Here is a 22,182-nt window from a genome sequence, read left to right on the forward strand (position 1 = left end):
TCAGGACTGGTAGGCGTCATAGCCGAGCTTGGCCGCGACGGCCAGGCCGCAGACGGCGGCCAGGATCCGCAGGCTCTGCCCGGGCATCCGCCGGACGATCATCGGGCCCAGCCGCCCGCCGAGCAGGAACCCGGCGCCCAGCGGCGCGACGGCGCCCCAGTCCACCGGGCCGAAGAACGCGAAGCCGACGGCGGCGACCGCGTTGGCGAAGGCGGCGACGACGTTCTTGACCGCGTTGACCCGGGCCAGCGAGCGGTCCAGCGCGGTGGCGAGCACGGCGAGCATGATGATCCCGCCGGCCGCGCCGAAGTACCCGGTGTAGATCGAGACGCCGAAGACGGCGGCGCGCAGCGGGCGGCCGTTCTCCCCGCCGAGGCCGGCCTGTCCGGGACGCGGCTCGCGCAGCAGCAGGAGCAGCGACGCCGCCGCGATCAGCCACGGGGCGATCACCTCGAACGCCCGGGCCGGGGTGACCAGCAGCAGGGCCGCGCCGACGGCGCCGCCGAGCGCGGTCGCGACGCCGAGCCGCCGGATGAGCGGGCCCTGGCCGACGAGCTCGGGCCGGGAGCCGGCCGCGGCGCCCATCCCGGTGAACAGCAGCGCGATGGTGTTGGTGACGTTCGCGGTGAGCGGTGGCAGGCCGAAGGCCAGCAGCGCCGGGTACGACACGATCGACGCCAGGCTCACCACCGTACTGACCACCCCGGCCGCCACGCCGACCGCGACCAGACCTAGTACCTCGGTGAACACACCCAGCACTCAACCACAGCCGCCGGAACCCGGTTCGGCCGCCTCCCCGGTGGAGACGGGGCGAATGCCCGGTATGCGAAAGGATGGGGCCGGCGGCGTGCCCATCCGGGGGCCGGGCCGCGGAAGGGACGGGTGGCCATGCAGAGGAATCCACTGGGGTCCACCGGGCTCGCGGTGACGCCGCTGTGCGCCGGGGCGAGCGTGCTCGGCGGCGGCGGCCAGGAGGTGTTCGGCTACCGGGTGGACGCCGAGCAGGCGGTGGCCACCCTGCTGGAGGTCTTCGACAGCGAGCTCAACTTCCTGGACACCTCCAACGAGTACGGCGACGGGGAGAGCGAGCGGCGGATCGGCGCGGCGATCCGCGCCCACGGCGGGCTGCCGCCGGGGTTCGTGCTGGCCACCAAGGTCGATCCGGATCCGGTGACCGGCGACTTCTCCGGCGACCGGGTCCGGACGTCGGTGGCCGAGAGCCTGGAGCGGCTCGGCGTGACCCGCGTCCCGCTGCTCTACTTCCACGACCCGGAGCGGATCGACTTCGACCAGGCCATGGCGCCCGGCGGGGCGGTCGAGGCGCTGATCGCGCTGCGCGCGGAGGGCGTGGTCGGGCACCTGGGCGTCGCGGGCGGGCCGGTCGATCTGCTCCGCCGGTACCTCGGCACCGGCGCCTTCGAAGTGGTGATCACCCACAACCGGTTCACCCTGGTCGACCGGTCCGCCGGCCCGTTGCTGGACGACGCGGCCGCCCGCGGCGTCGCCGTGGTGAACGCGGCCCCGTACGGGGGCGGCATGCTGGTCAAGGGCCCGGATGCCCAGCCGCGGTACGCCTACCGGCTCGCCAGCGACGCCACCCGCGACCGGGTACGGGCCATGGCGGAGGCGTGCGAGGCACACGGCGTCCCGCTGGCCGCGGCGGCGCTGCAGTGGTCGATGCGCGACGAGCGGATCGCCTCCACGATCGTCGGCTTCTCGGCGCCCGGCCGGGTGTCGCGCACCCTGGAACTGGCCCGGTGGCCGATCCCGGACGAGCTGTGGCCGGCGCTGGCGCGCTCGGCCGCCCCCGAGGAGGACTGGCTGCACTGACGGGGCCGTCCGGCGGACCGTCACCGGACGTCGAACGTGAACTCACCGGCCCGCGGGCACGCGGCCGGGTCGCCCCGGCCGGCGGTGCGCCGCACCGGATGGCGAGCGCGGGGTTCATCGGCGGGCGCGCGGTCACCGGACGTCCGGCTCGGCGAGCAGGGCGTGACCGAGCTGGTCGGCGGCCCAGCGCTGCCAGGCGGTCACCGGCCAGCCGCACTCGCCGGTCATCACCAGGAACAGGTCGGGCGACAGCAGGCCGACGGTGATCTCGGTGGCCCGGCGCCGGGACAGGCCGCGGCGCAGGGCGTGCCGGGCGGCCAGGATGGCGACGAACGCGCCGTGCGCGGTGTGCCGCTGCTCGGTGTTCGCCGCCCACTGGGCGGCCATGTCGGCGTCGCCGGCCGCGGCGTCCCGGACCACCGCGAGCACCGGGGCGACCCGGGCCAGGATCTCGCCGCTCACCCGCGTCCAGCCCTGGACGGCGGCCCGCGCGTCCGGCGCCTCGCGCAGCGCGGCGAAGAAGGGCCGGTCGAGCAGCGGGACCGGCTCATCGTCGCCCGCCGAGGCGACGTCCACCACGTGCTTGAGCAGCGCGCTCTTGTTGCCGTACTGGAAGTAGACCGTCTGCACCGAGACTCCGGCGGCGTCCGCGACGTCCTGGAAGGTCGTCCCGGTGTATCCGCGGGCGACGAAGAGCCCCCGGGCGGCCGCCACGATGCGCGCCCTGGTCTGCGCCGACCGGCGCCGCGCCCCCTTGACCTCCGGCATGGATTTAAAGTACCACTTTAAAGTACGACTTTAAATCAGGAGGTCTGATGGCCGCGCTGCGCGGGTTCCACCACGTCAAGTTGCCGGTCTCCGATCTCCGGGCGAGCATCGACTGGTACCGGCGCGTGCTGCGCCTGGACGTCGCGATCGAGTTCGTCGAGGAGGGCGTGCTGCGCGGGGTCGCGATGGCCGACCCCGGCGGGACCCTGCTGATCGCGTTGCGCGAGGACGCCGGCCGCGCCGCCGGGCTGCGCGGCTTCGACCCGCTCGCCCTGGGCGTTCCCCGGCTGGACGACCTGAAGGAATGGGCCGCCCACCTGGACGCGGCCGGAGTCACCCACTCCGGGATCGCCGCGGGCAGCGCCGGCCGGCTCATCGCCGGCCTCACCGACCCGGACGGGATCGAGATCCGGCTCTACACCATGGAGAAGGGCGAATGACCGTACTGCACCTGCCGGCCGGCGCCGGGCCGGCCCACCGGTTCCTCGGCACCACGATGACCGTGAAGGCGGGCGGCCGGGAGACCGGCCGGGCGCTCACCCTCATCGAACAGGAGTGCCCGCCGGGATTCGCCACGCCCTCCCACGTGCACCACCACGACGACGAGGCCTTCTACGTGCTGGCCGGCGTGCTGCACGCGTACGGGGACGACGGCGTGCGGGAGGCGGGGCCGGGGTCGTTCCTGGTGCTCCCCCGCGGGCGCCCGCACGCGCTGGCGAACCGGCAGGACGTGCCGCTGCGCCTGCTGCAGCTGACCTGGCCGGCCGGTTTCGAGCACTTCGTCACCGAGGTCGCCGCCCTGGGCGCCGGACCGGCGGACCCGGCCCGGCTGGCGGAGGTGGCCGCCCGGCACGGCTACCAGATCACCGGCCCGCCGCCGGCCTGACGGCGCCGGCGGCCGGACGGTCGGACCCGGCGGCGGCCAGCCGGGCGGCGGCGGGCAGCACGGTGCCGAGCGGGGCGTCGACGGTGAGCGTGGCGTGATCGTCGCCCCGGGTCGGCCCCTGGTTCACGATGGCCACCGGGATGTCCAGCTTCGCGGCGTGCAGCACGAACCGGCGGCCGGACATGACGGTCAGCGACGACCCCAGCACCAGCAGGGCGCGGGAGCGCTCGACCATGGCGTAACAGTCGCGGACCCGGGCGGGCGGCACGGTCTCGCCGAAGAAGACCACGTCCGGCTTCAGCACGCCGTCGCAGGACCGGCAGCCGACGACCCGGAAGCCGTCGATCGCCGCCTCCGGCAGGTCGACGTCGCCGTCCGGGTTGATCGCGATGGCCCGGGCGTCGAACCCCGGGTTGGCCGCGCGCAGCCGCGCGTCCAGCTCCTCGCGGGAGGTGATCTCCCGGCAGTCCAGGCAGACGACGTCGCGCAGGCCGCCGTGCAGCTCGATCACCTCGCGGGCGCCGCCCTCCTGGTGCAGACCGTCGACGTTCTGCGTCACGATGCCGGCCAGCAGCCCGCACCGCTCCAGCTCGGCGACCGCGCGGTGACCGGCGTTCGGCGCGGCCCGGGCCATCGACCGCCAGCCGAGGTGGCTGCGCGCCCAGTAGCGCCGGCGGGCCGCCTCGGCGCCGACGAACGTCTGGTAGGTCATCGGGGTGTGCCGGCGCAGCGACCCGCTGGGCCCGCGGTAGTCGGGGATGCCGGACTCGGTGGACAGGCCCGCCCCGCTGAGCACCATCACGCCGCCCCCGGCCAGGAGGCCCGCCAGCATGCTCGTGCCGTCGCTCACCCTTCCATGCTGCCTCACCCCCCGCCATGCCCGGACCGGCCGGGCATCACGGCAGAAACCGACGGCCACTCGCGACGCAGCGGCCGGCACGTCCCTGGCCGGGAGACGGGCGGCACCTTGACACGGGTGCCCGCCGATCGCTCACATATCGGCCCGCCAGAACTCCACAGTCACCCCGAAATAGGTTCAATAGCTAATAGCCACCCCCGATAACCACGAGCCGGACAACGAGGGAATCAACCGAGATAACCGCGACGGTGATTGACAGCGACGTCGATCCATGTGACATTAAGGCGGCTCTGAATCACGCGGGAGAATGGGTGCCGATGAACGGACCGTGGGAGGCGGATGCCGGAACCGGGTTTCTCCGCAGGCTCGGCAGGTCGATGAAGGAACTCGGCGAAACCGCCAACACCGATGGATGTCCCGACATCTGGGAGCTGGAGAACGGGGATATCGCGGTGGTGGGCCGGGACGTCACCGCGGCCTACGCGGGACGGCTGCCGGCCGATGTCACCATTCGTTCCGACGAGCGGCTGGTCATGATTCCCCGGCGTCTCCTGGCGTCCGCCAAACCGGACATCCCCGATGCTTGAGAAGCTGCACCGGCTGCCGGCGGCCGAGTCGCTGGACCTCGCCGGTTACCGCAGTGACTTCCAGCGGCACTTCTGGACGGCCGACGTCACCTGGAAGCTGGAACGGCGACTGACCTTCCGGGAGCCCTACACACCGAGTTGGTCGGCCATGGCGCAAGGCGACTGGGCGAGATCGCTGAGCCTCGCCGCGGGCATGCGCGCCGAACGGGCCGAGCATCAACGAGAACTCGACCGCCACGGCATCATCCAGCGGCGTATCCGTTTCGTCTGTAATCCGCCGACCCCGTACCTGCAGTGGGAACTACAGCTTCTGTTCCATTGGGCCGAGCTGGGAGAGCAGATCCGGGTCCTGCCCGTCGAGGCCGCCGAGGCCCTGGAGGGGGACGCGGTCCTGCCCGAGGTCGTGATCCTCGGCGACCGGCGTCCGGACCCCGTCATGTACGAGATCGGCTACACCGACGGGCTGCTGTCCGGTGCACGCCGTTTCGATGATCTCGACGTCATCGAATCATGCCGGAACGAGATCAGGGAGCTGTGGGAGCGCGGCGGTGATCTGCTGCCGTACTTTCACCGGGAGATCCAGAATCTTCCCCCGCCGCCGCCTCAGGGGGTATGAAAGGCGGCATGGCCGCCAGGAAATCTTCGCAGCGAAGCTCCACGAAGCATTACCAACCTGACCACAGCCCGACATCTCGTGGTGCTTTTGACCATCCCGCTGGTACTCACCGCGACGGCGTTGGTGGTGCTGTCGCCCTTGGCCATTGATGCGATCGACGATGGCGGCCAATGGTCTCGTCGCAGCGAGATAGGCCAGACATACGGAGCAGCGGCCGCCCTCCTGTCCGTGCTGGCGCTGGCCGCGATCGCCTTCTCGCTGGTGCTTCAGGCGCGTGAAGTCAAACTGGCCAGGGAACAGGCCTCCCGGGCCACCCATAATGAGCTGATCACGATGGCGCTGAACGACCCGGACTATCGTGAATGCTGGGGAGTCTTCAGTACCGAACGCGACGAGAGGTCGATCCGCCAGCAGCTGTACACGAACCTCGTCGTTTCCTACTGGCAGACCCGATTCGAGCTGGGCACCTTCTCCGAGACCCACTTACGGCACGGTGCGGCGACCGTCTTCTCCGCCCGGCCGGGACGGGTGTTCTGGCGGGACGCCCGGGAGGCACGGATCAGGACTTCACAGACCCGCAAGGCGCGACGATTCCACTCGATCCTCGACGAGGAGTACCAGAAGTCCCTGGCGACCATGCCCACCCTCGAAGCCGCACCGGTCCACCGGAGGACCGCCCGGCTGGCCGGCCTGCTGCGGGGCATCGCGGATCGGCTGGAAGGGGCCGGGATGAGGAATGGGTGAGGTGCGCGGCACCGAGGGGGGCCGCGCACCGGGGTGGGACGGTCACGACGGTTACATGGCCTTGCCCATGGACTGGCGGATCACGTCCCGGGTGCGGTCCATCACCGCGTCCGGGGTGCCCAGACGCGGGTCGGTGAGCGTGATCGCCTGGGCGGCGGCCTTGATGGCCTCGGCCATGGCGCGCCGGTCGGCGTCGCTGCTCTCCTTGACCAGCCTCGGGAACTCCTCGCGCTCCTCGGCCTCGATGTGCTGGAGCATCGCCGAGCGCAGCCGCTTGAAATCGGCCATGAAGCTACGGCTGTCGGTGCCGGCGGCCATCATCCCGGTGAGCATGACCTTGGCGTCGTCCTCCTCGCGCATGCGCGCCTGGACGATGCGGTCGCCGCCCTTGACCCGGTCCCGGACGAACGGGTGCACGACCTCCTCCTCGGCGGCCTCGTGCATGCAGAGCATGCGGGCCAGCCGCATGAACGCCTCGTCCCGGCGCGCGCCGGAGGCCTTGTCCACCTCGGTGAACATCTCCTTGATCATGTCGTGGTGCCGGCGCAGCACCGACACGACGTCATCGGTGTGGAGCTGGTCCATCTTCTGTGTCTGAGCCATCATCACTCCTTCCACCTGCGCCGATACCCTGCGTCACCGCCGGGAGAACTCGACATAGGACACGATCAGGAAGACTCCTGGACATTTGCCCTTAAGTCCGCATCAGGGGGGTCACCCCAGAACCCGCGCCGTCCCGGGATCGCCGGGCCGGAGTGGGTACGAAAGCGCCATGTCGGCCGACAAGCTGGACACCTACCGGCGCAAGCGCGACCCCGCCCGCACCCCCGAGCCGGTCCCCGCCGCCGGACCGCTGCCCTCCGGCGGGAACGACACGTTCGTGATCCAGGAGCACCACGCCCGCCGGCTGCACTGGGACCTGCGGCTGGAGCGGGACGGGGTGCTGGTGTCGTGGGCGATCCCCAAGGGCCTGCCGCTGGACCCGAAGACCAACCACCTGGCCGTGCACACCGAGGACCACCCGCTGGAGTACGCCACGTTCGAGGGCGAGATCGCGCCGGGCGAGTACGGCGGCGGGCTGATGCTCATCTGGGATCGCGGCACGTACCAGACCGAGAAGTGGACCGACCGCGAGGTCAAGGTGGTCATGAACGGCTCCCGGGCCACCGGCCGCTACGTGCTGTTCCCGCTGGACGCCAAGAACTGGATGATCCACCGGATGGACCCGCCGCCCCCGCCGAGGTGGCCGCCGGTCGCCGAGGTGCGGCCGATGCGCCCCGCCGAACGCCGCCGGATACCCCGCGACCCGGGCGCATACGGGTTCGAGTTCGACTTCGGCGGCCGGCGCGCCCTGGCGGAGGTGCGGGACGGCAGGGCCTGGTTCTACGCCGAGGACGGCACCGAGATCCCGGCCGGCGAGCACCCCGGCCTGGAGTCGCCCGGCCGAGGGCTGCCCGACCTGCCCATCCTGTTCGACGGCCAGCTCACCGGGGTGGGCGACACCCTGGCCTACATGGTGTTCGACGTGCTGCGGCTGAACACCGGCGACCTGACCGGCCGGACCTACCAGGACCGGCGCCGCACGCTGGACCACCTCAAGCTGCGCGGGCCGCACTGGCAGACCACCCCGTGGTTCCCCGGGGACGGCGAGGCGATGCTGGCGGTGGCCCGGGAGCGCGGGCTGCCCGCCGTGTTCGCCCGCCGGCTGGACGGCACCTACCGGCCGGGAGGCTCCACCCCCGACTGGCTGCGCATTCCGGTTCCGGACGCGGACTGACCGGCCCGGCGGGCACCGGCCGCCCGCGGGACCGTGGCCCGGCGTCCCGGGTCAGGTGCGATCCCGCTCCAGGGCCGGCCGGGCGCCCCGCGACCGACCGTGCCGGAGCGGGCGGAAGATTATTCAATGGCATTACCGAAGAATCCCGGAGTTGAAAGTTTCACCGCCGCCCGGCCGCGCGTGCTGAGCTCGCCATTTCGCTGACCTGCGGCGCCATCTCGGCTTTCCATGGTAAGACGCCCATTTGTTCACCCATTACTTGACGGGGCGATCGGCGCTTCTTAGCGTCTGAACCGCCCGCGGCGGCGATCGCGGTCACCGAGGCGACGGTCCGGCCGGCGATCCGCGGCCGGCGGCCGAGTCGCCCTCGGAGGTCCCGAATGATCCGCCATGACCGTACTCGCGACAGCCGGCCGGTGAAATCGATGAAACGTTTCAAACGGCTGGACGGGACGCTGCAGCCGGGCGAACATCGGGGTCCGGCCGGCCCGCCGGTTGTTAGCGTTAACAGAGAGGTGTCCATGGACAGGCTCCTTCACCCTCCGGCACGGCCGGCCCGCCCGCCCGCCGCGCGGGCCGTCACGCTGCTCGTCGTGGCCCTGCTGGCGTGCTGCCAGTCCCTCGTCCTCGCCGCACCCGCCAGGGCGGCGACGATCGACCCGAACGCCTCGTACGTGCTGGTGAACCGGAACAGCGGCAAGGCGCTGGACGTGTACGAAATGGCCACCGCCGACAACGCCCCGCTGGTGCAGTGGTCCCGCAACGACGGCGCCTGGCAGCAATGGCAGTTCATCGACTCCGGCGGCGGCTACTACCGGCTGAAGTCCCGGCACAGCGGCAAGGTGGTCGACATCTCCGGCCGGTCCACCGCCGACGGCGCCAACGTCATCCAGTACACCGACAAGAACGGCACCAACCAGCAGTTCCGGGTGGTCGACACCGACAACGGCCACATCAAGCTGATCAACCGCAACAGCGGCAAGGCCCTGGAGGTGTGGGAGTGGTCCACCGCCGACGGCGGCCGCATCTCCCAGTACACCGACCTCAACGGCGCCAACCAGCAGTGGCAGCTCGTCAAGCTCGGCGGCGGCACCCCGACCCCCTCCCCCACCGGCGGCCCCACCACGCCGCCGCCGAGCTATCCCAACCCAGGGGTGGTCAACGGTGACGTCCTGGCGCACGACCCGGAGGTGACCAAGCGGCCGGACGGCGGCTACCTGCTCGCGTACACCGGGGACGGCATCCGGTTGAAGACCTCCACCGACAGGACCACCTGGCGCGACGCCGGCGCCGCATTCTCCGGCGCGGTCACCTGGGCCCACTCCTACACGGGCGGCGGCAACACCCTGTGGGCACCGGACATCACCTACGTCAACGGCAAGTACTACATGTACTACGCGGCCAGCACGTTCGGCTCCAACCATTCGGGCATCTTCCTGGCCACCAGCACGACCGGCGCGGCCGGCTCGTGGAGCGACCAGGGCCTGGTCATCGAGTCGCGAACCTCCGACAACTGGAACGCCATCGACCCGAACCTGATCATCGACGACCAGGGCCGCTGGTGGCTGGACTTCGGCTCCTTCTGGTCCGGCATCAAGATGATCCAGCTGGACCCGGCGACCGGAAAGCGGCTGAACACCACGATCCTCAGCATCTCCGGCCGAAACGGCGGCGCCACCGAGGCGCCGTTCATCTACCGGCACGGCGGCTACTACTACCAGTTCGTCTCGTTCGACCTGTGCTGCAAGGGCGCGTCCAGCACCTACCGCGTCATGGTGGGCCGCGCCACCTCGGTGACCGGCCCGTACGTGGACCGGAACGGGACCGCGATGACCTCCGGAGGCGGAACGCAGGTCCTGGCCGGCCATGGGAGCATCCACGGCCCCGGTCACCAGGCGGTCCTCGCCGACACCGACGGCGACGTCCTCTTCTACCACTGGTACGCCGACGACGGCTCCGCTCGCCTCGGCATCAACAAGCTCGGCTGGGACGGCGCGGGCTGGCCCTTCGTCTACTGAGCCCGCGTACCCGGCCTCCCGAGCCGGGTACCGGTGTCGCGCCGGCCGCCCGCGCCAGGGCGCCGGCGTACCCGGCGGTCGAATCCGTGGCCCGTCCCGCTCACCGGTCCGTGCCCACTCTTCCCAAGGAGATCGATGTCCCCCCTCCGCAGGGCATTCACCCTCGTCCCCGCCCGTCGCGGCCGTCGCCCGGCCGTACCTGCTCCGGCGGCCGGCCGCCGCGCCGGTACGGTCCGGCGGGCCGCCGTGGCGGCGGCCGTCCCGCTCGCCGCCGCCGCGTTCACCGCGGTGCCGGCCCAGGCCGCGGCCGGGTGCGCGGTGACCTACACGACCAGTGACTGGGCGGGCGGGTTCACCGCGAGCATCACCATCCAGAACCTGGGCGACGCCGTCAACGGCTGGACCCTCGGCTTCACCTTCTCCGACAGCGGCCAGAAGGTGGGCGACGGCTGGTCGGCCACCTACCGGCAGAGCGGGCAGAACGTCACGGCCACCGACGTCGGGTACAACGCGGCCATCGCCACCGGCGCGTCGGTCTCCATCGGCTTCAACGGCACCTGGTCGGGCGCCAACCCCAAGCCCACGTCCTTCACCCTCAACGGCGTCACCTGCACCGGCGCAACCACCTCGCCCACCCCGACCCCCACCCCCAGCGCGACACCCACGCCGACGGCCACCCCGACGCCGACCCCGACGCCCACGCCCACCCCGTCGAGCGGGACTCCGACGGTGGCCGCGGACGGGTCGGGCCGGTACCGCACGGTGCAGGCGGCGATCGACGCCGTGCCGGCGAACAACACCGGCCGGGTGGTGATCACCATCAAGGCCGGCACCTACCGGGAGATCGTCACGATCCCGGCGACCAAGCCGTACATCACGCTGCAGGGCCTCGGCGCGTCGGCGCGGGACGTGGTGATCGTCAACAACCACTACGCGGGCGGGAACGGCGGCACCTTCAACAGCGCCACCGCGTTCGTGACCGGCCACGACGCCGCGCTGACCAACCTGACGATCTCCAACGACTACGTAGAGAACTCCACCACCGTCGACCAGCAGGCCGTCGCGCTGAACCTCAACGCCGACCGGGCGGTCCTGTCGAACGTGCGGCTGCTCGGCGACCAGGACACCTTCCTGATCAACGACTCCGCCCGCACCTACGTCAAGAGCTCCTACATCGAGGGCACCGTCGACTTCATCTTCGGCGGCGGCACCGCGGTGCTCGACGACTGCGACATCTACGAGAAGCGCAGCAGCGGCGCCCCGCTCACCGCCGCCCGGACCGCCGCCGGCAAGACCTACGGCTTCCTCATCTACCGCTCCCGGATCACCGGCGCGACGGCGAACACCACCCAGCTGGGCCGGCCCTGGGGGGCCGCCGCCCAGGTGCTGTTCCGGGAGTCCACTCTCAGCTCGACCATCAAGACCGCGCAGCCTTGGACCGACATGTCCGGCAACTCATGGAAGAACGCCCGCTTCTTCGAGTACAAGAACACCGGCGCAGGCGCGGGCACCAACGCCAACCGGCCACAGCTGAGCGATTCCCAGGCCGCGAACTACACCCCGCAGAAGTATCTCGCCGGCTCCGACGGGTGGCGGCCGGCCGGCTGATCCCGCCGGGCCACCGCGACCGGACCGGCCGACCCCGCCGGGCCGCTTGCGGCCGGCCGACCCCGCCAGCCCGGTGGGGCCTGGCCGCCGGTCGCCCGCGCCGCGACCGGCGGCCTGGGGTCCGGGGCGGACCGGCCGGCCGTGGCGGACCGCCGGTTCACCGGCCCGCCACGGCGGCCGGCGTGGCCTCGTCGCGAAAAGGGCGAGGCCCCGCCGGTCGGTGCGGGTCGCCGGCGCTAGCCGATGTACTGGGCGAGCTGCACCAGGTTGCCGCAGGTGTCGTCGAGCACCACCGTGATCACCGGGCCCATCTCCGTGGGCTGCTGGGCGAACTCCACGCCGAGCCCGCGCAGCCGCTCGTACTCGGCCCGGACGTCGTCCACCATGAACGCGGCGGCCGGGATGCCATCGGCGACCAGCGCCTTCTTGAACGGCTTGGCCGCCGGGTGCTCGTCCGGCTCCAGCAGCAGCTCGGTGCCGTCCGGGTCCTGCGGGGACACCACGGTGAGCCACCGGTGCTCACCGATGGGGATGTCGTGCTTCTGCTGGAACCCGAGGACCTCGGTGTAGAACCGCCGCGCCTTTTCCTGGTCGTCGACCATCACGTTCGTCAGGTGGATCTTCATGTGCCGTCCCTTCCGCCGGAGCCGGCGCCGTCGCCGTCGTCCGTCCCGGCCTTGCTGAGCCACCGCGCCACGATCGGTTCGAGCGGCGCGGTGTTGATGTGGTGGAACTTGTAGCGGCCCTCGCGGCGCGTCTCGACCAGGCCGGCGGCCTGCAGCACGTCGAGGTGCTGCGAGATCGCCTGCCGCGACGAGCCGAGCCCGTGCCTGGCCGACAGGCGCCCGCAGATCTCGAAGAGGGTCTGCCCGTTACGCTCGGTCAGCTCGTCGAGGATCGCGCGGCGCGTCGGGTCGGCCAGGGCCTTGAACACGTCAGCCACGTGGCGATACGTTATGCAAGTAGCTACTTGCCTGTCAACAGCGGCCCGCCGCCGGTCACCGGCACCGGGCCGGCCCGTACCGGCCACGGCCCTAGGCTTCCCCTGAAGATCCACCACTGCCGACCCGACCGGAGGTCCCCATGTCCGCCGAAACCCCCGCCCCGCCCGCGCCGGCCTCGCTCGCCGAGGTGCGCGCGCGGATCGACGAGGTGGACGGGCGGCTCACCGCGCTGCTCGCCGAGCGGCAGCGCCTGGTCCGGGCCGCCGCCACGTTCAAGACCGACGAGCGGGCGGTGCGGGCGCCGGACCGCGTCGCCCAGGTGGTCGCCGCCGCCCGGGACCGCGCCGCGGCGGCCGGCCTGTCACCGGAGGTGGCCGAGGCGGTGTGGCGGGCGATGATCGGCGCGTTCATCGAATACGAGCTGGCCGAGCACCGCCGCGACGGCTGACGCCGCCCGCCCGGTTTCTCCGTCGAATACCGAGAAATCGACTGATGTCCACATTCTGGATGGCCGGATCGGGCCGTACCGGCGATGACCAGCCTTGATGTGTGACACGCACCATTCCCTTCCGCGGCGCATTTCACATGCTGTTCATAAACGGGCAACAGCCGGGAAACGCCCGGTTGACAACCTCGGCGTTGCTGACACGCATCGCGTCCGGGCCCAGTGCGCGGAATGCGCCAACCTGGCACCGAAGGGGACTTACGTGACGTACAAGGCCGAGTACCTCTGGATCGATGGCACCGAGCCGACCGCGCGGCTGCGCTCGAAGACCAAGATCCTTGCTGACGGAGCCGAACTGCCGATCTGGGGCTTCGACGGGTCCAGCACCAACCAGGCACCGGGCAAGGCGTCCGACTGCGTGCTCAAGCCGGTCTTCAGCTGCCCCGACCCGATCCGCGGCGGCGACAACGTGCTGGTGCTCTGCGAGGTGCTGCTGACCGACATGACGCCGCACCCCAGCAACACGCGGGCCAAGCTCACCCCGGTCGCCGAGCGCTTCGCCGCCCAGGACTCGTGGTTCGGCATCGAGCAGGAGTACACCTTCTTCCAGGACGGCCGCCCGCTCGGCTTCCCGGTCGGCGGCTTCCCGGCGCCGCAGGGCTTCTACTACTGCGGGGTCGGTGCCGACGAGGTGTACGGCCGGGAGATCGTCGAGAAGCACCTGGACGCCTGCCTGGCCGCCGGGCTGGCCATCTCCGGCATCAACGCCGAGGTCATGCCCGGCCAGTGGGAGTTCCAGGTCGGCCCGGCCGGCCCGGTCGAGGTGGCCGACCACCTGTGGGTCGCCCGCTGGCTGCTGTACCGCATCGCCGAGGACTTCGGGGTGTCCGCCACCCTGGACCCCAAGCCGGTCAAGGGCGACTGGAACGGCGCCGGCGCGCACACCAACTTCTCCACCAAGGCGATGCGCGAGGGCTACGACCCGATCATCACCGCCTGCGAGGCGCTCGGCCGCAAGGCCGCCGAGCACATCGAGGGCTACGGCTCGGACATCCAGCACCGGCTCACCGGCATGCACGAGACCGCCCCGTGGAGCGAGTACAGCTACGGCGTGTCGAACCGGGGCGCCTCGGTGCGCATCCCGTGGCAAGTCGAGGTGGACAAGCACGGTTACATCGAGGACCGCCGGCCGAACGCCAACTGCGACCCCTACGTGGTCACCCGGCTGATCGTCGACACCTGCTGCGAGGCCCTGGAGCAGGCCGGCCAGGTCTGACCCCGCTCCCTGAGTCCCCGGCCGATGGCGCCGTGGCGGTGACCGTGCCCTCCCGGGCCGGTCGCCCGCCGCGGCGCCATCGCCTTTTCGCCGTACGGCGGCCCGGGTGCCGCCGCCACCGGTACGGCGCGCCCGGTGAAAAATTCCCGGGACACCCACCGGCCGGTCAGCGAAACCCCAGCTCAGGGGCGGGACGGCGGTGTCGAGAAATCTTGCCGGCAGCCGATCAGGCGCCGGTCGTTGAACGGCGTTTCCGCAGGTCAGCCCGGTATGTGAACGTCCCTTTCACGTTTGCCAACCGGCGGAGCCGGGGCGGAGGATAAGGGCTCGATCACCGACGAACCCACCCCGGCCGGGGCTTCTTCGGCATGCCCGCACTCCCATCCGACCAGGAGGAACGATGATCCATGCCCGGGGGCTGACCCGGCGGTTCAAAATCAAAGGTGGTGACGTCGCGGCCGTCCGCGGCCTCGACCTGGACGTGCCGGCGGGCCAGACGGTGGCCTTCCTCGGCCCGAACGGCGCCGGGAAGTCCACCAGCCTGCGCATGCTGACCACCCTGCTGGCCCCGACCTCGGGGACGGCGGTGGTGGCCGGTCGCGACGTGACGGCGGACCCGGCCGGGGTGCGCGCCCGCATCGGCTACGTGGGGCAGAAGAACGGCGCCGGCGACGGGTTCCGGGCCCGCGACGAGCTGATCACCCAGGGCTGCTGCTACGGGCTGAGCCGCGCCCATGCCCGGCGGCGGGCCGACGAGGTGCTCGAACTGCTCGATCTGCTGCCGCTGGCCCGCCGCACGCCCGGCACGCTGTCCGGCGGGCAGCGGCGGCGCCTGGACATCGCCCTCGGGCTGGTGCACCGGCCCGGGCTGATCTTCCTGGACGAGCCGTCCACCGGGCTGGACCCGCAGAGCCGGGCCGACGTCTGGCGGCACGTCCTGCGGCTGCGCACCGAGTACGACACCACGATCTTCTTCACCACGCACTACCTGGAGGAGGCCGACACCATGGCCGAGCGCGTCGTGATCATCGACCACGGCCGGGTCATCGCCGACGGCACCGCCGACCGGCTGAAGGACGAGCTGGCCGGCGACCGGCTGGCCGTCACCCCGGCCGAGGCGGCCGGGGTGACCAGGGCCGCCGAGGTGGCCGCGCGGCTGGCCGGCGCGGCGGAGGTGACGGTGACCGGCGGCACCGTCGGGGTCAGGGTGCCGGACGCCCGGACCGCGATGCCGGAGTATCTGCGCGCGCTGGACGCGGCCGGGGTGCCGGCCGCGTCGGCGGAGATGACCCGGCCGACGCTGGACGATGTGTTCCTCAGCCTGACCGGCCGCACGCTGCGCGAGAGCGACGACGCCCGGCCGCCCGCCGACGACGCCCCCGGCACTCCGGCGGAGACGCCGACGCGGTCGGCCTCGGACGCGCCACCGACCGGCCGGGGCGGGCCGGTGGACCCGGCCGGTGGCCGGGCACCTGATGCCTCAGGTGACGCGGACACCTCCGGTACGGCGGCCGGGCGGGGTGCGCGATGACCACCTTCCATCGGGACGTCTGGACGGTGTTCGTCCGGGAGATCACCCCGGTGCTGCGGCAGCCGATGACCCTGCTGTTCAACATGGTCCAGCCGCTGCTGTTCCTCTTCGTGTTCGGCTCGCTGCTGGCGGGCACCGGCGGCCCCGGCGGCGCTCCGGGGGGCGGGTCGCCGTGGCAGTGGTTCGTGCCGGGCATCCTGGTGATGATGTGCCTGTCCGGGCCGCTGCTGGCCGGCTGGACCATGCTCACCGAGCTGATCGGCGGCGCCATGGAGCGGATGCTGGTGTCGCCGCTGAACCGCACCGCGATCCTGGTGGGGCGGACCCTCAAGGAGTTCGCGGTGCTGCTGGCCCAGGCGGTGCTGATCATCGTGATGGCGGTGCCGCTCGGCTTCGACCTGCGCCCGGCGGGCGTGCTGGCCGGCCTGCTGGTGCTGGTGCTGTTCGGGGTCGGCCTCGGCGCGCTGTCGTACGTGCTCGCCATCGCCTCCCACCCCGGCGGCGACCTGTTCTGGGCGGTCACCCAGTTCCTGATGTTCCCGCTGCTGCTGCTGTCGGGAGTGCTGCTGCCGCTGGACGCCGGCCCCGGCTGGCTGCGGGCGGCCGCCACGCTCAACCCGGTGTACTACCTGGTCGAGGCGGAACGGGCGCTGTTCGACGCCCGGTTCGCCGACCCCGCGGTGCCGCCCGGCCTGCTCGCGGCCGCCGCCGTCGCCGCCATCGGCCTGATCCTCGGCAATCGCGCCATCCGCCGCGCCATCTGACCACCCCCGCGCGCGCGAAGCCGGCCGTCCAGCCGGTGCGCGCCCCTCCCGGGCCGGTTCGGGCGCCGGCTGAAGGGCGCCCGAACCCGCGCGTGCGGAGCACGCGCCAAAAAGCACAGTCAGGAGACCGGGCCGGCGGAGGGGATGGAGGTGGCGCTGCGCACCACGTGGTCGACCAGGCCGTACTCGCGGGCCTCCTCGGCGGTGAACCAGCGGTCGTGGTCGAAGTCGGTCTCGATCTGCGCCACGGGCTGGCCGGTGTGCCCGGCGATGCGCTCGGCCATCACCTTCTTGGTGTAGAGCATGTTCTCCGCCTGGATCTTGATGTCCGCGGCGGTGCCGCCGATGCCGCCGGAGGGCTGGTGCATCATGATGCGGGCGTGCGGCAGCGAGTACCGCTTCCCGGGCGCGCCGGCGCACAGCAGGAACTGGCCCATCGACGCGGCCAGCCCGATGCCGACGGTCGCCACGTCGTTCGGGACGAATTGCATGATGTCGTAGAGGGCGAGCCCGGCGGAGACCGAGCCGCCCGGCGAATTGACGTAAAGGAAGATGTCGCGCTCGGGGTCCTCGGCGGACAGCAGCAGCAGCTCGCCGCAGAGCCGGTTGGCGATCTCGTCGTCGACCTCCTGGCCGAGGAAGACGATGCGCCGGCGCAGCAGCCGCTGTGCCACCGGCTCGATCATGCCCGGTGGCGGCACCGCCTCCACCTGCGGAGCCCGCGCCTGGTCCGCACCCTGGACGGCACCTTGGACGGCATGGGTGAACGGGTCGTGGAACGGACGCCCCGTGGGGTTCATGGTCACCTGCTCCCTGCCGGCGGTGGGCCGGCATTCGCACCGCGACCCGACCGGCCGCGATTCCATTAACGCTGCCAGAAAACCCGACCGGGCGGACTGCCATTTCACCCATGGCCGATTTATTCGCACAGCGTAATACGCTTAACGCGTATTACGCCCAAAAAGAATTCCCTTGACTTCGGCTCCCAGAATTGGATTTCCGCCGCCGGGCCGGGTGGACGCGTCACGGACGACCGCGGCTAGACGGCCTCGGCGGGCGCGGGGTTGTCGTAGGTGACGGTGAGGGCGCCGCCGGCCTCGCCGACCCGGATGACGGCGCCGTCGCGGACGTCCCCGGCGATCAGCGCCCGGCCGATCCGGGTCTCCACCTCGCGGGCGATGAAGCGGCGCAGCGGGCGGGCGCCGTAGACCGGGTCGAACCCCTGCCCGGCGATGTGCCGCAGCGCGTCGCCGGTGATCTCCAGGGTCATGCCGCGCCCGGCCAGCCGCTCCCGCACCTCGCCGAACATCAGCGAGACGATGCTCTCGATCTCCGGCTCGGTGAGCGGCTTGAAGACCACGATCTCGTCCACCCGGTTCAGGAACTCCGGGCGGAACCGGCCGCGCAGCTCGCCGAGCACCCGCTCCCGGGCGGCCGGCTCGATCTCGCCGCCCGGGGTGACCCCCTCGATGAGGTACTGCGACCCGATGTTCGAGGTCATGATGATCACGGTGTTGCGGAAGTCGACCGTGCGGCCCTGCGCGTCGGTGAGCCGCCCGTCGTCCAGCACCTGCAGCAGCGCGTTGAACACGTCCGGGTGCGCCTTCTCGATCTCGTCGAACAGCACGACCGAGTACGGCCTGCGGCGCACCGCCTCGGTGAGCTGGCCGCCCTCCTCGAAGCCGACGTACCCGGGCGGCGCGCCGAGCAGCCGGCTGACGGTGTGCCGCTCCTGGTACTCGCTCATGTCGATCCGGACCATGTTGTCCTCGGTGTCGAACAGCGCCGCGGCCAGCGCCTTGGCCAGCTCGGTCTTGCCCACCCCGGTCGGGCCCAGGAAGATGAACGAGCCGATCGGCCGGCGCGGGTCCTTGATGCCGGCCCGGGCGCGGATGATCGCGTCCACCACCGCGCGCACCGCGTCGTCCTGGCCGACGACCCGCTCGTGCAGCACCTCGTCCAGGCGCAGCAGCTTCTGCCGCTCGCCCTCGCGCAGCCGGCTGATCGGGATGCCCGTCCACCGGGAGACGATCGCGGCGATCTCCTCCTCGGTGACGACCTCGCGCAGCAGCCGGTGGCCGCCCTGCTTGGCGGCGAGCTGCTCCTCGGCGGCGGCCAGCCGGCGCTCAAGGTCCGGCAGCCGGCCGTGGGTCAGCTCGGCCGCCCGGTTCAGGTCGTACCCGCGCTCGGCCTCGGCGGCCTCGCGGCGCACCGCCTCGATCTCCTGGCGCAGTTGCTGGGCCTTCTTCACCGCGTGCCGCTCGGCCTCCCACTGGGCGCGCATGGCATCGGCCTCGGCGCGCAGCCCGGCCAGCTCGGCGCGCAACGTCTCCAGGCGCTGGACGCTCGCCGGGTCGTCCTCCTTGGACAGCGCCGCGTCCTCGATCTCCAGCCGGGTCACCCGCCGGGTCAGCCCGTCCAGCTCGGCCGGCATCGAGTCGATCTCGGTGCGCAGCATCGCGCACGCCTCGTCGACCAGGTCGATCGCCTTGTCCGGCAGGAACCGGTCGGTGATGTACCGGTGGCTGAGGACCACCGCGGCGACCAGCGCCTGGTCCTGGATCCGCACGCCGTGGAACACCTCCAGCCGCTCGCGCAGCCCGCGCAGGATGGAGATCGCGTCCTCCACCGACGGCTCGTCCACGAAGACCGGCTGGAAGCGGCGTTCCAGCGCGGCGTCCTTCTCGATGTGCTTGCGGTACTCGCCGACCGTGGTGGCGCCGATCATGTGCAGCTCGCCGCGGGCCAGCATCGGCTTGAGCATGTTCCCGGCATCCATCGCGCCCTCGGCCGCGCCCGCGCCGACCACGGTGTGCAGCTCGTCGACGAACAGCAGGATGCGCCCCTCGGCCGCCTTGACCTCGGTCAGCACCGCCTTGAGCCGCTCCTCGAACTCGCCGCGGTACTTGGCGCCCGCGATGAGCGCGCCCATGTCCAGGCCGAAGACGATCCGGTCCTTCAGCCCTTCGGGGACGTCGCCGGCCGCGATCCGCTGGGCCAGGCCCTCCACGATGGCGGTCTTGCCGACGCCAGGGTCGCCGATCAGGACCGGGTTGTTCTTGGTCTTGCGGGACAGGATCTGCACGACCCGGCGGATCTCGGCGTCCCGGCCGATGACCGGGTCCAGCCGGCCGGCCCGGGCCGCGGCGACCAGGTCCATGCCGTACTTGTCCAGCGCCTCGTAGGCGCCCTCGGGGGTGGCCGAGGTGACCCGCTGGTTGCCGCGGATCCGGGCCAGCACCTCCATCAGGCGCTCGCGGGTGAGGCCCTGCCCGCGCAGCAGCCGGCCGGCGGCGCTGTCCACGCCCTCGCCGGCCAGGGTGAGCAGCAGGTGCTCCACCGAGACGTAGTCGTCCCGCAGCCGTTCGGCCTCCCGCCCGGCCGCCTCCAGCGCCCGCGACAGCCGCCCGGTGACGTACACCTGGCCGGGCGCGACGCCCGGGCCGCTGACCTTGGGCCGCCGGTCCAGCTCTGCCTGGAGCTCCTGGCGCAGCTTCTCGGGGTCGCCCCCGGCGGCCGAGACGGTCCGCGGGACCAGCCCGTCCGCCTGGTCGAGCAGGGCCAGCAGCAGGTGCTCGCCGTCGACCTCGGGGTGCCCGCGGCGGACCGCCTCGGCCTGCGCCTCGTGCATCGCCTCCTGCGACTTGTGCGTCAGTCGGTTGGGGTCCACGGTCAGGCTCCCGTCGATCGCGGGCGGCGCCGCAGCGCCGCCTCCAGTTCGGAGATCCGGTCCAGCAGGTCGATCACCACGCCGAGCGCCGCGTAGTTGAGGGCCAGGCCGGCGTGCAGGCGCTCGATCCGGCCGAGCAGGACGAGTTGCGCGGGCGGGAAGCGCAGGTCCTCGCCCGCGATGGGCTCCAGCAGGCCGAGCGCCACCAGGCGCCGGACGTGGTCGGGATGCAGCCCGCCGGCCGCGGCGAACGCCTCCAGTCCGATGCCGGGCAGCCGGACCAGCGCGGTCGTGGTGGTCCGGGTCATCGCGGTCCCCTTCCCGGCGTCTCCCGCGCCCATCACGTCTCCCGGCGCGGGTCGAAGGACGAGACCTCGGCCAGCCGCTCGTACAGCCGGCGCTCCTCGCCGGCCGGCGCGCGCGGGACCATGATCCGCACCTCGGCGTACAGGTCGCCGTGCCCGCCGCGCGGCCCGGGCAGCCCGCGGCCGCGCAGCCGCAGCCGGCGCCCGGTGGAGGTGCCGGGCGGCACCTTGACGGTGGCCGTGCCGCCCGGGGTGGTGATCGGCACGGCGGCGCCGAGCGCGGCCTCCCAGGGCGCCAGCGGCAGCGGCAGGTGGATGTCGGTGCCCTCCACCCGGTACCGCGGGTCGTCGATCCGCACCACCAGGTACAGGTCGCCGGGCCGGCCGCCGTCCATGCCCTGGCCGCCCTGCCCGGCCAGCCGGATGCGCCGGCCCTCGGTGGCGCCGGCCGGAATGGTCACCTCCAGGGTGCGGGTGCCCTGCGGGCCCTGCAGGGTGAGGGTGCGGCGGCCGCCGTGGTAGGCCTCGTCCACGGTTAGGGCGATCTCGGCCTCCTGGTCGGCGCCGGGCATCGGGCCGCGGGCCCGGCCGCGGCCGGCCCGGCCGCCGAAGATGCCGCCGAGCAGGTCGGACAGGTCGACGTTCACGCCGCCTTCGGCGTAGTGGTACCCCGGCCCGCCGGCCCGGGCGCCCGCCCCGGCGCGGGCGCGGGACCAGGCGTCCGGGTCCACGTCCGGTGGCACCGAGCGCCATTCGGGGCCGAAGGCGTCGTAGCGGCGCCGGTCCGCCGGGTCCGACAGCACGTCGTAGGCCTCCGAGACGTCCTTGAACCGCTCCTCGGCGGCCGGGTCCTTGTTGACGTCCGGGTGGTATTTGCGGGCGAGCTTGCGGTAGGCGCGCTGGATCTCCTCCTGGCTCGCCGTCCTCGGCACGCCGAGCACCTGGTAGTAGTCGCCCGCCGCCATGGCCGCCTCAGTCCGGGCTGGTGGAGACGATCACCGCGGCCGGGCGGAGCTGGGCGCCGGGGTCGCCGTAGCCGGGCCGGACCACCTCGACGACCGTGCCGGGCGGGACGCCGGGGTCGGCCCGGGTGCCCACCGCCTCGTGCGCCGCCGGGTCGAACGGCACGCCGGTCTCGTCGTGGCGCGGGTGGCCGAGCCGGGCCAGCAGCGCCACCGCCTGGTCGCGCACCGCCCGCACGCCCTCGACCATCGCGCCCGGGTCGGCGCCGGCGTGCCGCAAGGCCAGGTCGAGGTTGTCCACCACCGGCAGCCATTCGCGCAGCAGGCGGACCCGCTCGTCGCCGCGGGCGCGCTCGATGTCGCGGGCCAGGCGCTTGCGGACATTGTCCAACTCGGCGACCGAGCGCAGCCAGCGGTCCTCCAGGCCGGCGATCTTCTCGATGAGCTCGTCCACCGCCGCGCCGGTCCCCTCGTCCGCCTCGATGGTCTCCGCCGTAGGGTCCGGCGGCACGGCCGCGGCGTCATGCCCGGGCCCGGCCATGTCCATGGGGCCGGGCTCCGGCGGACCGGCGGGTCCGGCCGCGCTCCGGGG

The 22,182-nt window shown here is 72.4% G+C and carries 23 protein-coding genes and 1 pseudogene; 13 read left to right on the top strand and 11 right to left on the bottom strand.

Features of this window, described 5'->3' with window-relative positions; genetic code table 11:
- Positions 1–750 (bottom strand): sulfite exporter TauE/SafE family protein, encoded by a 750-nt coding sequence (locus tag Sru01_RS25260; protein WP_203990406.1) that lies wholly within the window; start codon positions 748–750, stop codon positions 1–3.
- A gap of 138 nt (positions 751–888) precedes the next feature.
- Between Sru01_RS25260 and Sru01_RS25265 the strand changes: the two genes are divergently transcribed.
- Positions 889–1,830 (top strand): aldo/keto reductase, encoded by a 942-nt coding sequence (locus Sru01_RS25265; protein ID WP_203990407.1) that lies wholly within the window; start codon positions 889–891, stop codon positions 1,828–1,830.
- Between the two features lie 132 nt (positions 1,831–1,962).
- Here the strand turns inward: Sru01_RS25265 and Sru01_RS25270 are convergent, their stop codons facing one another.
- On the bottom strand, positions 1,963–2,598 hold the full coding sequence (locus tag Sru01_RS25270; RefSeq protein ID WP_203990408.1) for a TetR/AcrR family transcriptional regulator: 636 nt from the start codon (positions 2,596–2,598) through the stop codon (positions 1,963–1,965).
- A gap of 47 nt (positions 2,599–2,645) precedes the next feature.
- Between Sru01_RS25270 and Sru01_RS25275 the strand changes: the two genes are divergently transcribed.
- On the top strand, positions 2,646–3,038 hold the full coding sequence (locus Sru01_RS25275) for a VOC family protein (RefSeq protein WP_203990409.1): 393 nt from the start codon (positions 2,646–2,648) through the stop codon (positions 3,036–3,038).
- The gene (locus tag Sru01_RS25280; protein WP_203990411.1) at positions 3,035–3,484 is read left to right on the top strand and encodes a cupin domain-containing protein; all 450 of its coding nucleotides are present in this window, start codon (positions 3,035–3,037) and stop codon (positions 3,482–3,484) included. Before Sru01_RS25275 ends, Sru01_RS25280 begins: the two co-directional genes overlap by 4 nt.
- Here Sru01_RS25280 and Sru01_RS25285 read toward each other — a convergent pair.
- Entirely contained in the window at positions 3,462–4,316 is an 855-nt protein-coding gene (locus Sru01_RS25285; protein ID WP_203990490.1) for an NAD-dependent protein deacetylase, read from the bottom strand. The two genes, Sru01_RS25280 and Sru01_RS25285, sit on opposite strands and share 23 nt — an antisense overlap.
- Before the next feature lie 275 nt (positions 4,317–4,591).
- Here Sru01_RS25285 and Sru01_RS25290 point away from each other — a divergent pair, with 275 nt between their 5' ends.
- From Sru01_RS25290 to Sru01_RS25300, 3 genes are all read left to right on the top strand, one after another.
- Complete coding sequence (locus tag Sru01_RS25290; RefSeq protein ID WP_307812081.1) at positions 4,592–4,930, top strand: hypothetical protein; 339 nt, start codon at positions 4,592–4,594, stop codon at positions 4,928–4,930.
- A complete protein-coding gene (locus Sru01_RS25295) occupies positions 4,923–5,546 on the top strand; it encodes a DUF6879 family protein (protein WP_203990413.1) in 624 nt (207 codons plus the stop codon). The genes Sru01_RS25290 and Sru01_RS25295 overlap by 8 nt, the downstream gene beginning before the upstream one ends.
- Before the next feature lie 87 nt (positions 5,547–5,633).
- Complete coding sequence (locus tag Sru01_RS25300) at positions 5,634–6,290, top strand: DUF6082 family protein (protein ID WP_203990415.1); 657 nt, start codon at positions 5,634–5,636, stop codon at positions 6,288–6,290.
- 51 nt (positions 6,291–6,341) lie between these two features.
- On the opposite strand, the gene Sru01_RS25305 is transcribed toward Sru01_RS25300, so the two are convergent.
- Positions 6,342–6,893, bottom strand: a complete 552-nt coding sequence (locus Sru01_RS25305; RefSeq protein ID WP_203990417.1) for a hemerythrin domain-containing protein — start codon at positions 6,891–6,893, stop codon at positions 6,342–6,344.
- A gap of 169 nt (positions 6,894–7,062) precedes the next feature.
- Between Sru01_RS25305 and Sru01_RS25310 the strand changes: the two genes are divergently transcribed.
- The 3 genes from Sru01_RS25310 (at position 7,063) to Sru01_RS25320 (ending at position 11,693) form a co-directional block, all read left to right on the top strand.
- Positions 7,063–8,067 carry a DNA polymerase ligase N-terminal domain-containing protein gene (locus Sru01_RS25310; RefSeq protein ID WP_203990419.1) on the top strand — a complete coding sequence of 335 codons (1,005 nt, stop codon included), beginning with the start codon at positions 7,063–7,065 and terminating at the stop codon, positions 8,065–8,067.
- A gap of 521 nt (positions 8,068–8,588) precedes the next feature.
- Positions 8,589–10,085, top strand: a complete 1,497-nt coding sequence (locus Sru01_RS25315) for a family 43 glycosylhydrolase (protein WP_239137724.1) — start codon at positions 8,589–8,591, stop codon at positions 10,083–10,085.
- Positions 10,086–10,331: 246 nt separating this feature from the next.
- The gene (locus Sru01_RS25320) at positions 10,332–11,693 is read left to right on the top strand and encodes a pectinesterase family protein (protein WP_239137725.1); all 1,362 of its coding nucleotides are present in this window, start codon (positions 10,332–10,334) and stop codon (positions 11,691–11,693) included.
- A gap of 236 nt (positions 11,694–11,929) precedes the next feature.
- On the opposite strand, the gene Sru01_RS25325 is transcribed toward Sru01_RS25320, so the two are convergent.
- Both Sru01_RS25325 and Sru01_RS25330 read right to left on the bottom strand, forming a co-directional pair.
- Positions 11,930–12,319 (bottom strand): VOC family protein, encoded by a 390-nt coding sequence (locus Sru01_RS25325; RefSeq protein WP_203990421.1) that lies wholly within the window; start codon positions 12,317–12,319, stop codon positions 11,930–11,932.
- The gene (locus tag Sru01_RS25330) at positions 12,316–12,636 is read right to left on the bottom strand and encodes an ArsR/SmtB family transcription factor (protein WP_203990422.1); all 321 of its coding nucleotides are present in this window, start codon (positions 12,634–12,636) and stop codon (positions 12,316–12,318) included. Before Sru01_RS25330 ends, Sru01_RS25325 begins: the two co-directional genes overlap by 4 nt.
- A gap of 140 nt (positions 12,637–12,776) precedes the next feature.
- On the opposite strand from Sru01_RS25330, the gene Sru01_RS25335 reads away from it, so the two are divergent.
- The 4 genes and pseudogenes from Sru01_RS25335 (at position 12,777) to Sru01_RS25350 (ending at position 16,653) form a co-directional block, all read left to right on the top strand.
- Positions 12,777–13,085 carry a chorismate mutase gene (locus tag Sru01_RS25335; protein ID WP_203990423.1) on the top strand — a complete coding sequence of 103 codons (309 nt, stop codon included), beginning with the start codon at positions 12,777–12,779 and terminating at the stop codon, positions 13,083–13,085.
- Between the two features lie 259 nt (positions 13,086–13,344).
- Complete coding sequence (gene glnII, locus Sru01_RS25340) at positions 13,345–14,358, top strand: glutamine synthetase (protein WP_203990424.1); 1,014 nt, start codon at positions 13,345–13,347, stop codon at positions 14,356–14,358.
- Positions 14,359–14,758: 400 nt separating this feature from the next.
- Positions 14,759–15,709: pseudogene (locus tag Sru01_RS25345) on the top strand (ATP-binding cassette domain-containing protein); the annotation flags it as partial.
- Positions 15,710–15,885: 176 nt separating this feature from the next.
- On the top strand, positions 15,886–16,653 hold the full coding sequence (locus Sru01_RS25350; protein ID WP_203990428.1) for an ABC transporter permease: 768 nt from the start codon (positions 15,886–15,888) through the stop codon (positions 16,651–16,653).
- Positions 16,654–16,772: 119 nt separating this feature from the next.
- Here the strand turns inward: Sru01_RS25350 and Sru01_RS25355 are convergent, their stop codons facing one another.
- The 5 genes from Sru01_RS25355 to Sru01_RS25375 form a co-directional block, all read right to left on the bottom strand.
- Complete coding sequence (locus tag Sru01_RS25355; RefSeq protein ID WP_203990496.1) at positions 16,773–17,339, bottom strand: ATP-dependent Clp protease proteolytic subunit; 567 nt, start codon at positions 17,337–17,339, stop codon at positions 16,773–16,775.
- A gap of 353 nt (positions 17,340–17,692) precedes the next feature.
- Entirely contained in the window at positions 17,693–20,323 is a 2,631-nt protein-coding gene (gene clpB, locus Sru01_RS25360; protein WP_203990430.1) for an ATP-dependent chaperone ClpB, read from the bottom strand.
- Positions 20,324–20,325: 2 nt separating this feature from the next.
- Positions 20,326–20,631: a chaperone modulator CbpM gene (locus Sru01_RS25365; protein WP_203990432.1), complete on the bottom strand. Its 306-nt coding sequence runs from the start codon at positions 20,629–20,631 to the stop codon at positions 20,326–20,328.
- A 32-nt stretch (positions 20,632–20,663) separates the two neighbouring features.
- Positions 20,664–21,593, bottom strand: a complete 930-nt coding sequence (locus Sru01_RS25370; protein ID WP_203990433.1) for a DnaJ C-terminal domain-containing protein — start codon at positions 21,591–21,593, stop codon at positions 20,664–20,666.
- Positions 21,594–21,600: 7 nt separating this feature from the next.
- Positions 21,601–22,137, bottom strand: coding sequence for a nucleotide exchange factor GrpE (locus Sru01_RS25375; RefSeq protein ID WP_239137726.1), 537 nt, complete (start codon positions 22,135–22,137; stop codon positions 21,601–21,603).
- Between the last annotated feature and the right edge of the window lie 45 nt (positions 22,138–22,182).

The organism is Sphaerisporangium rufum (assembly GCF_016863395.1).
GTDB lineage: Bacteria > Actinomycetota > Actinomycetes > Streptosporangiales > Streptosporangiaceae > Sphaerisporangium > Sphaerisporangium rufum.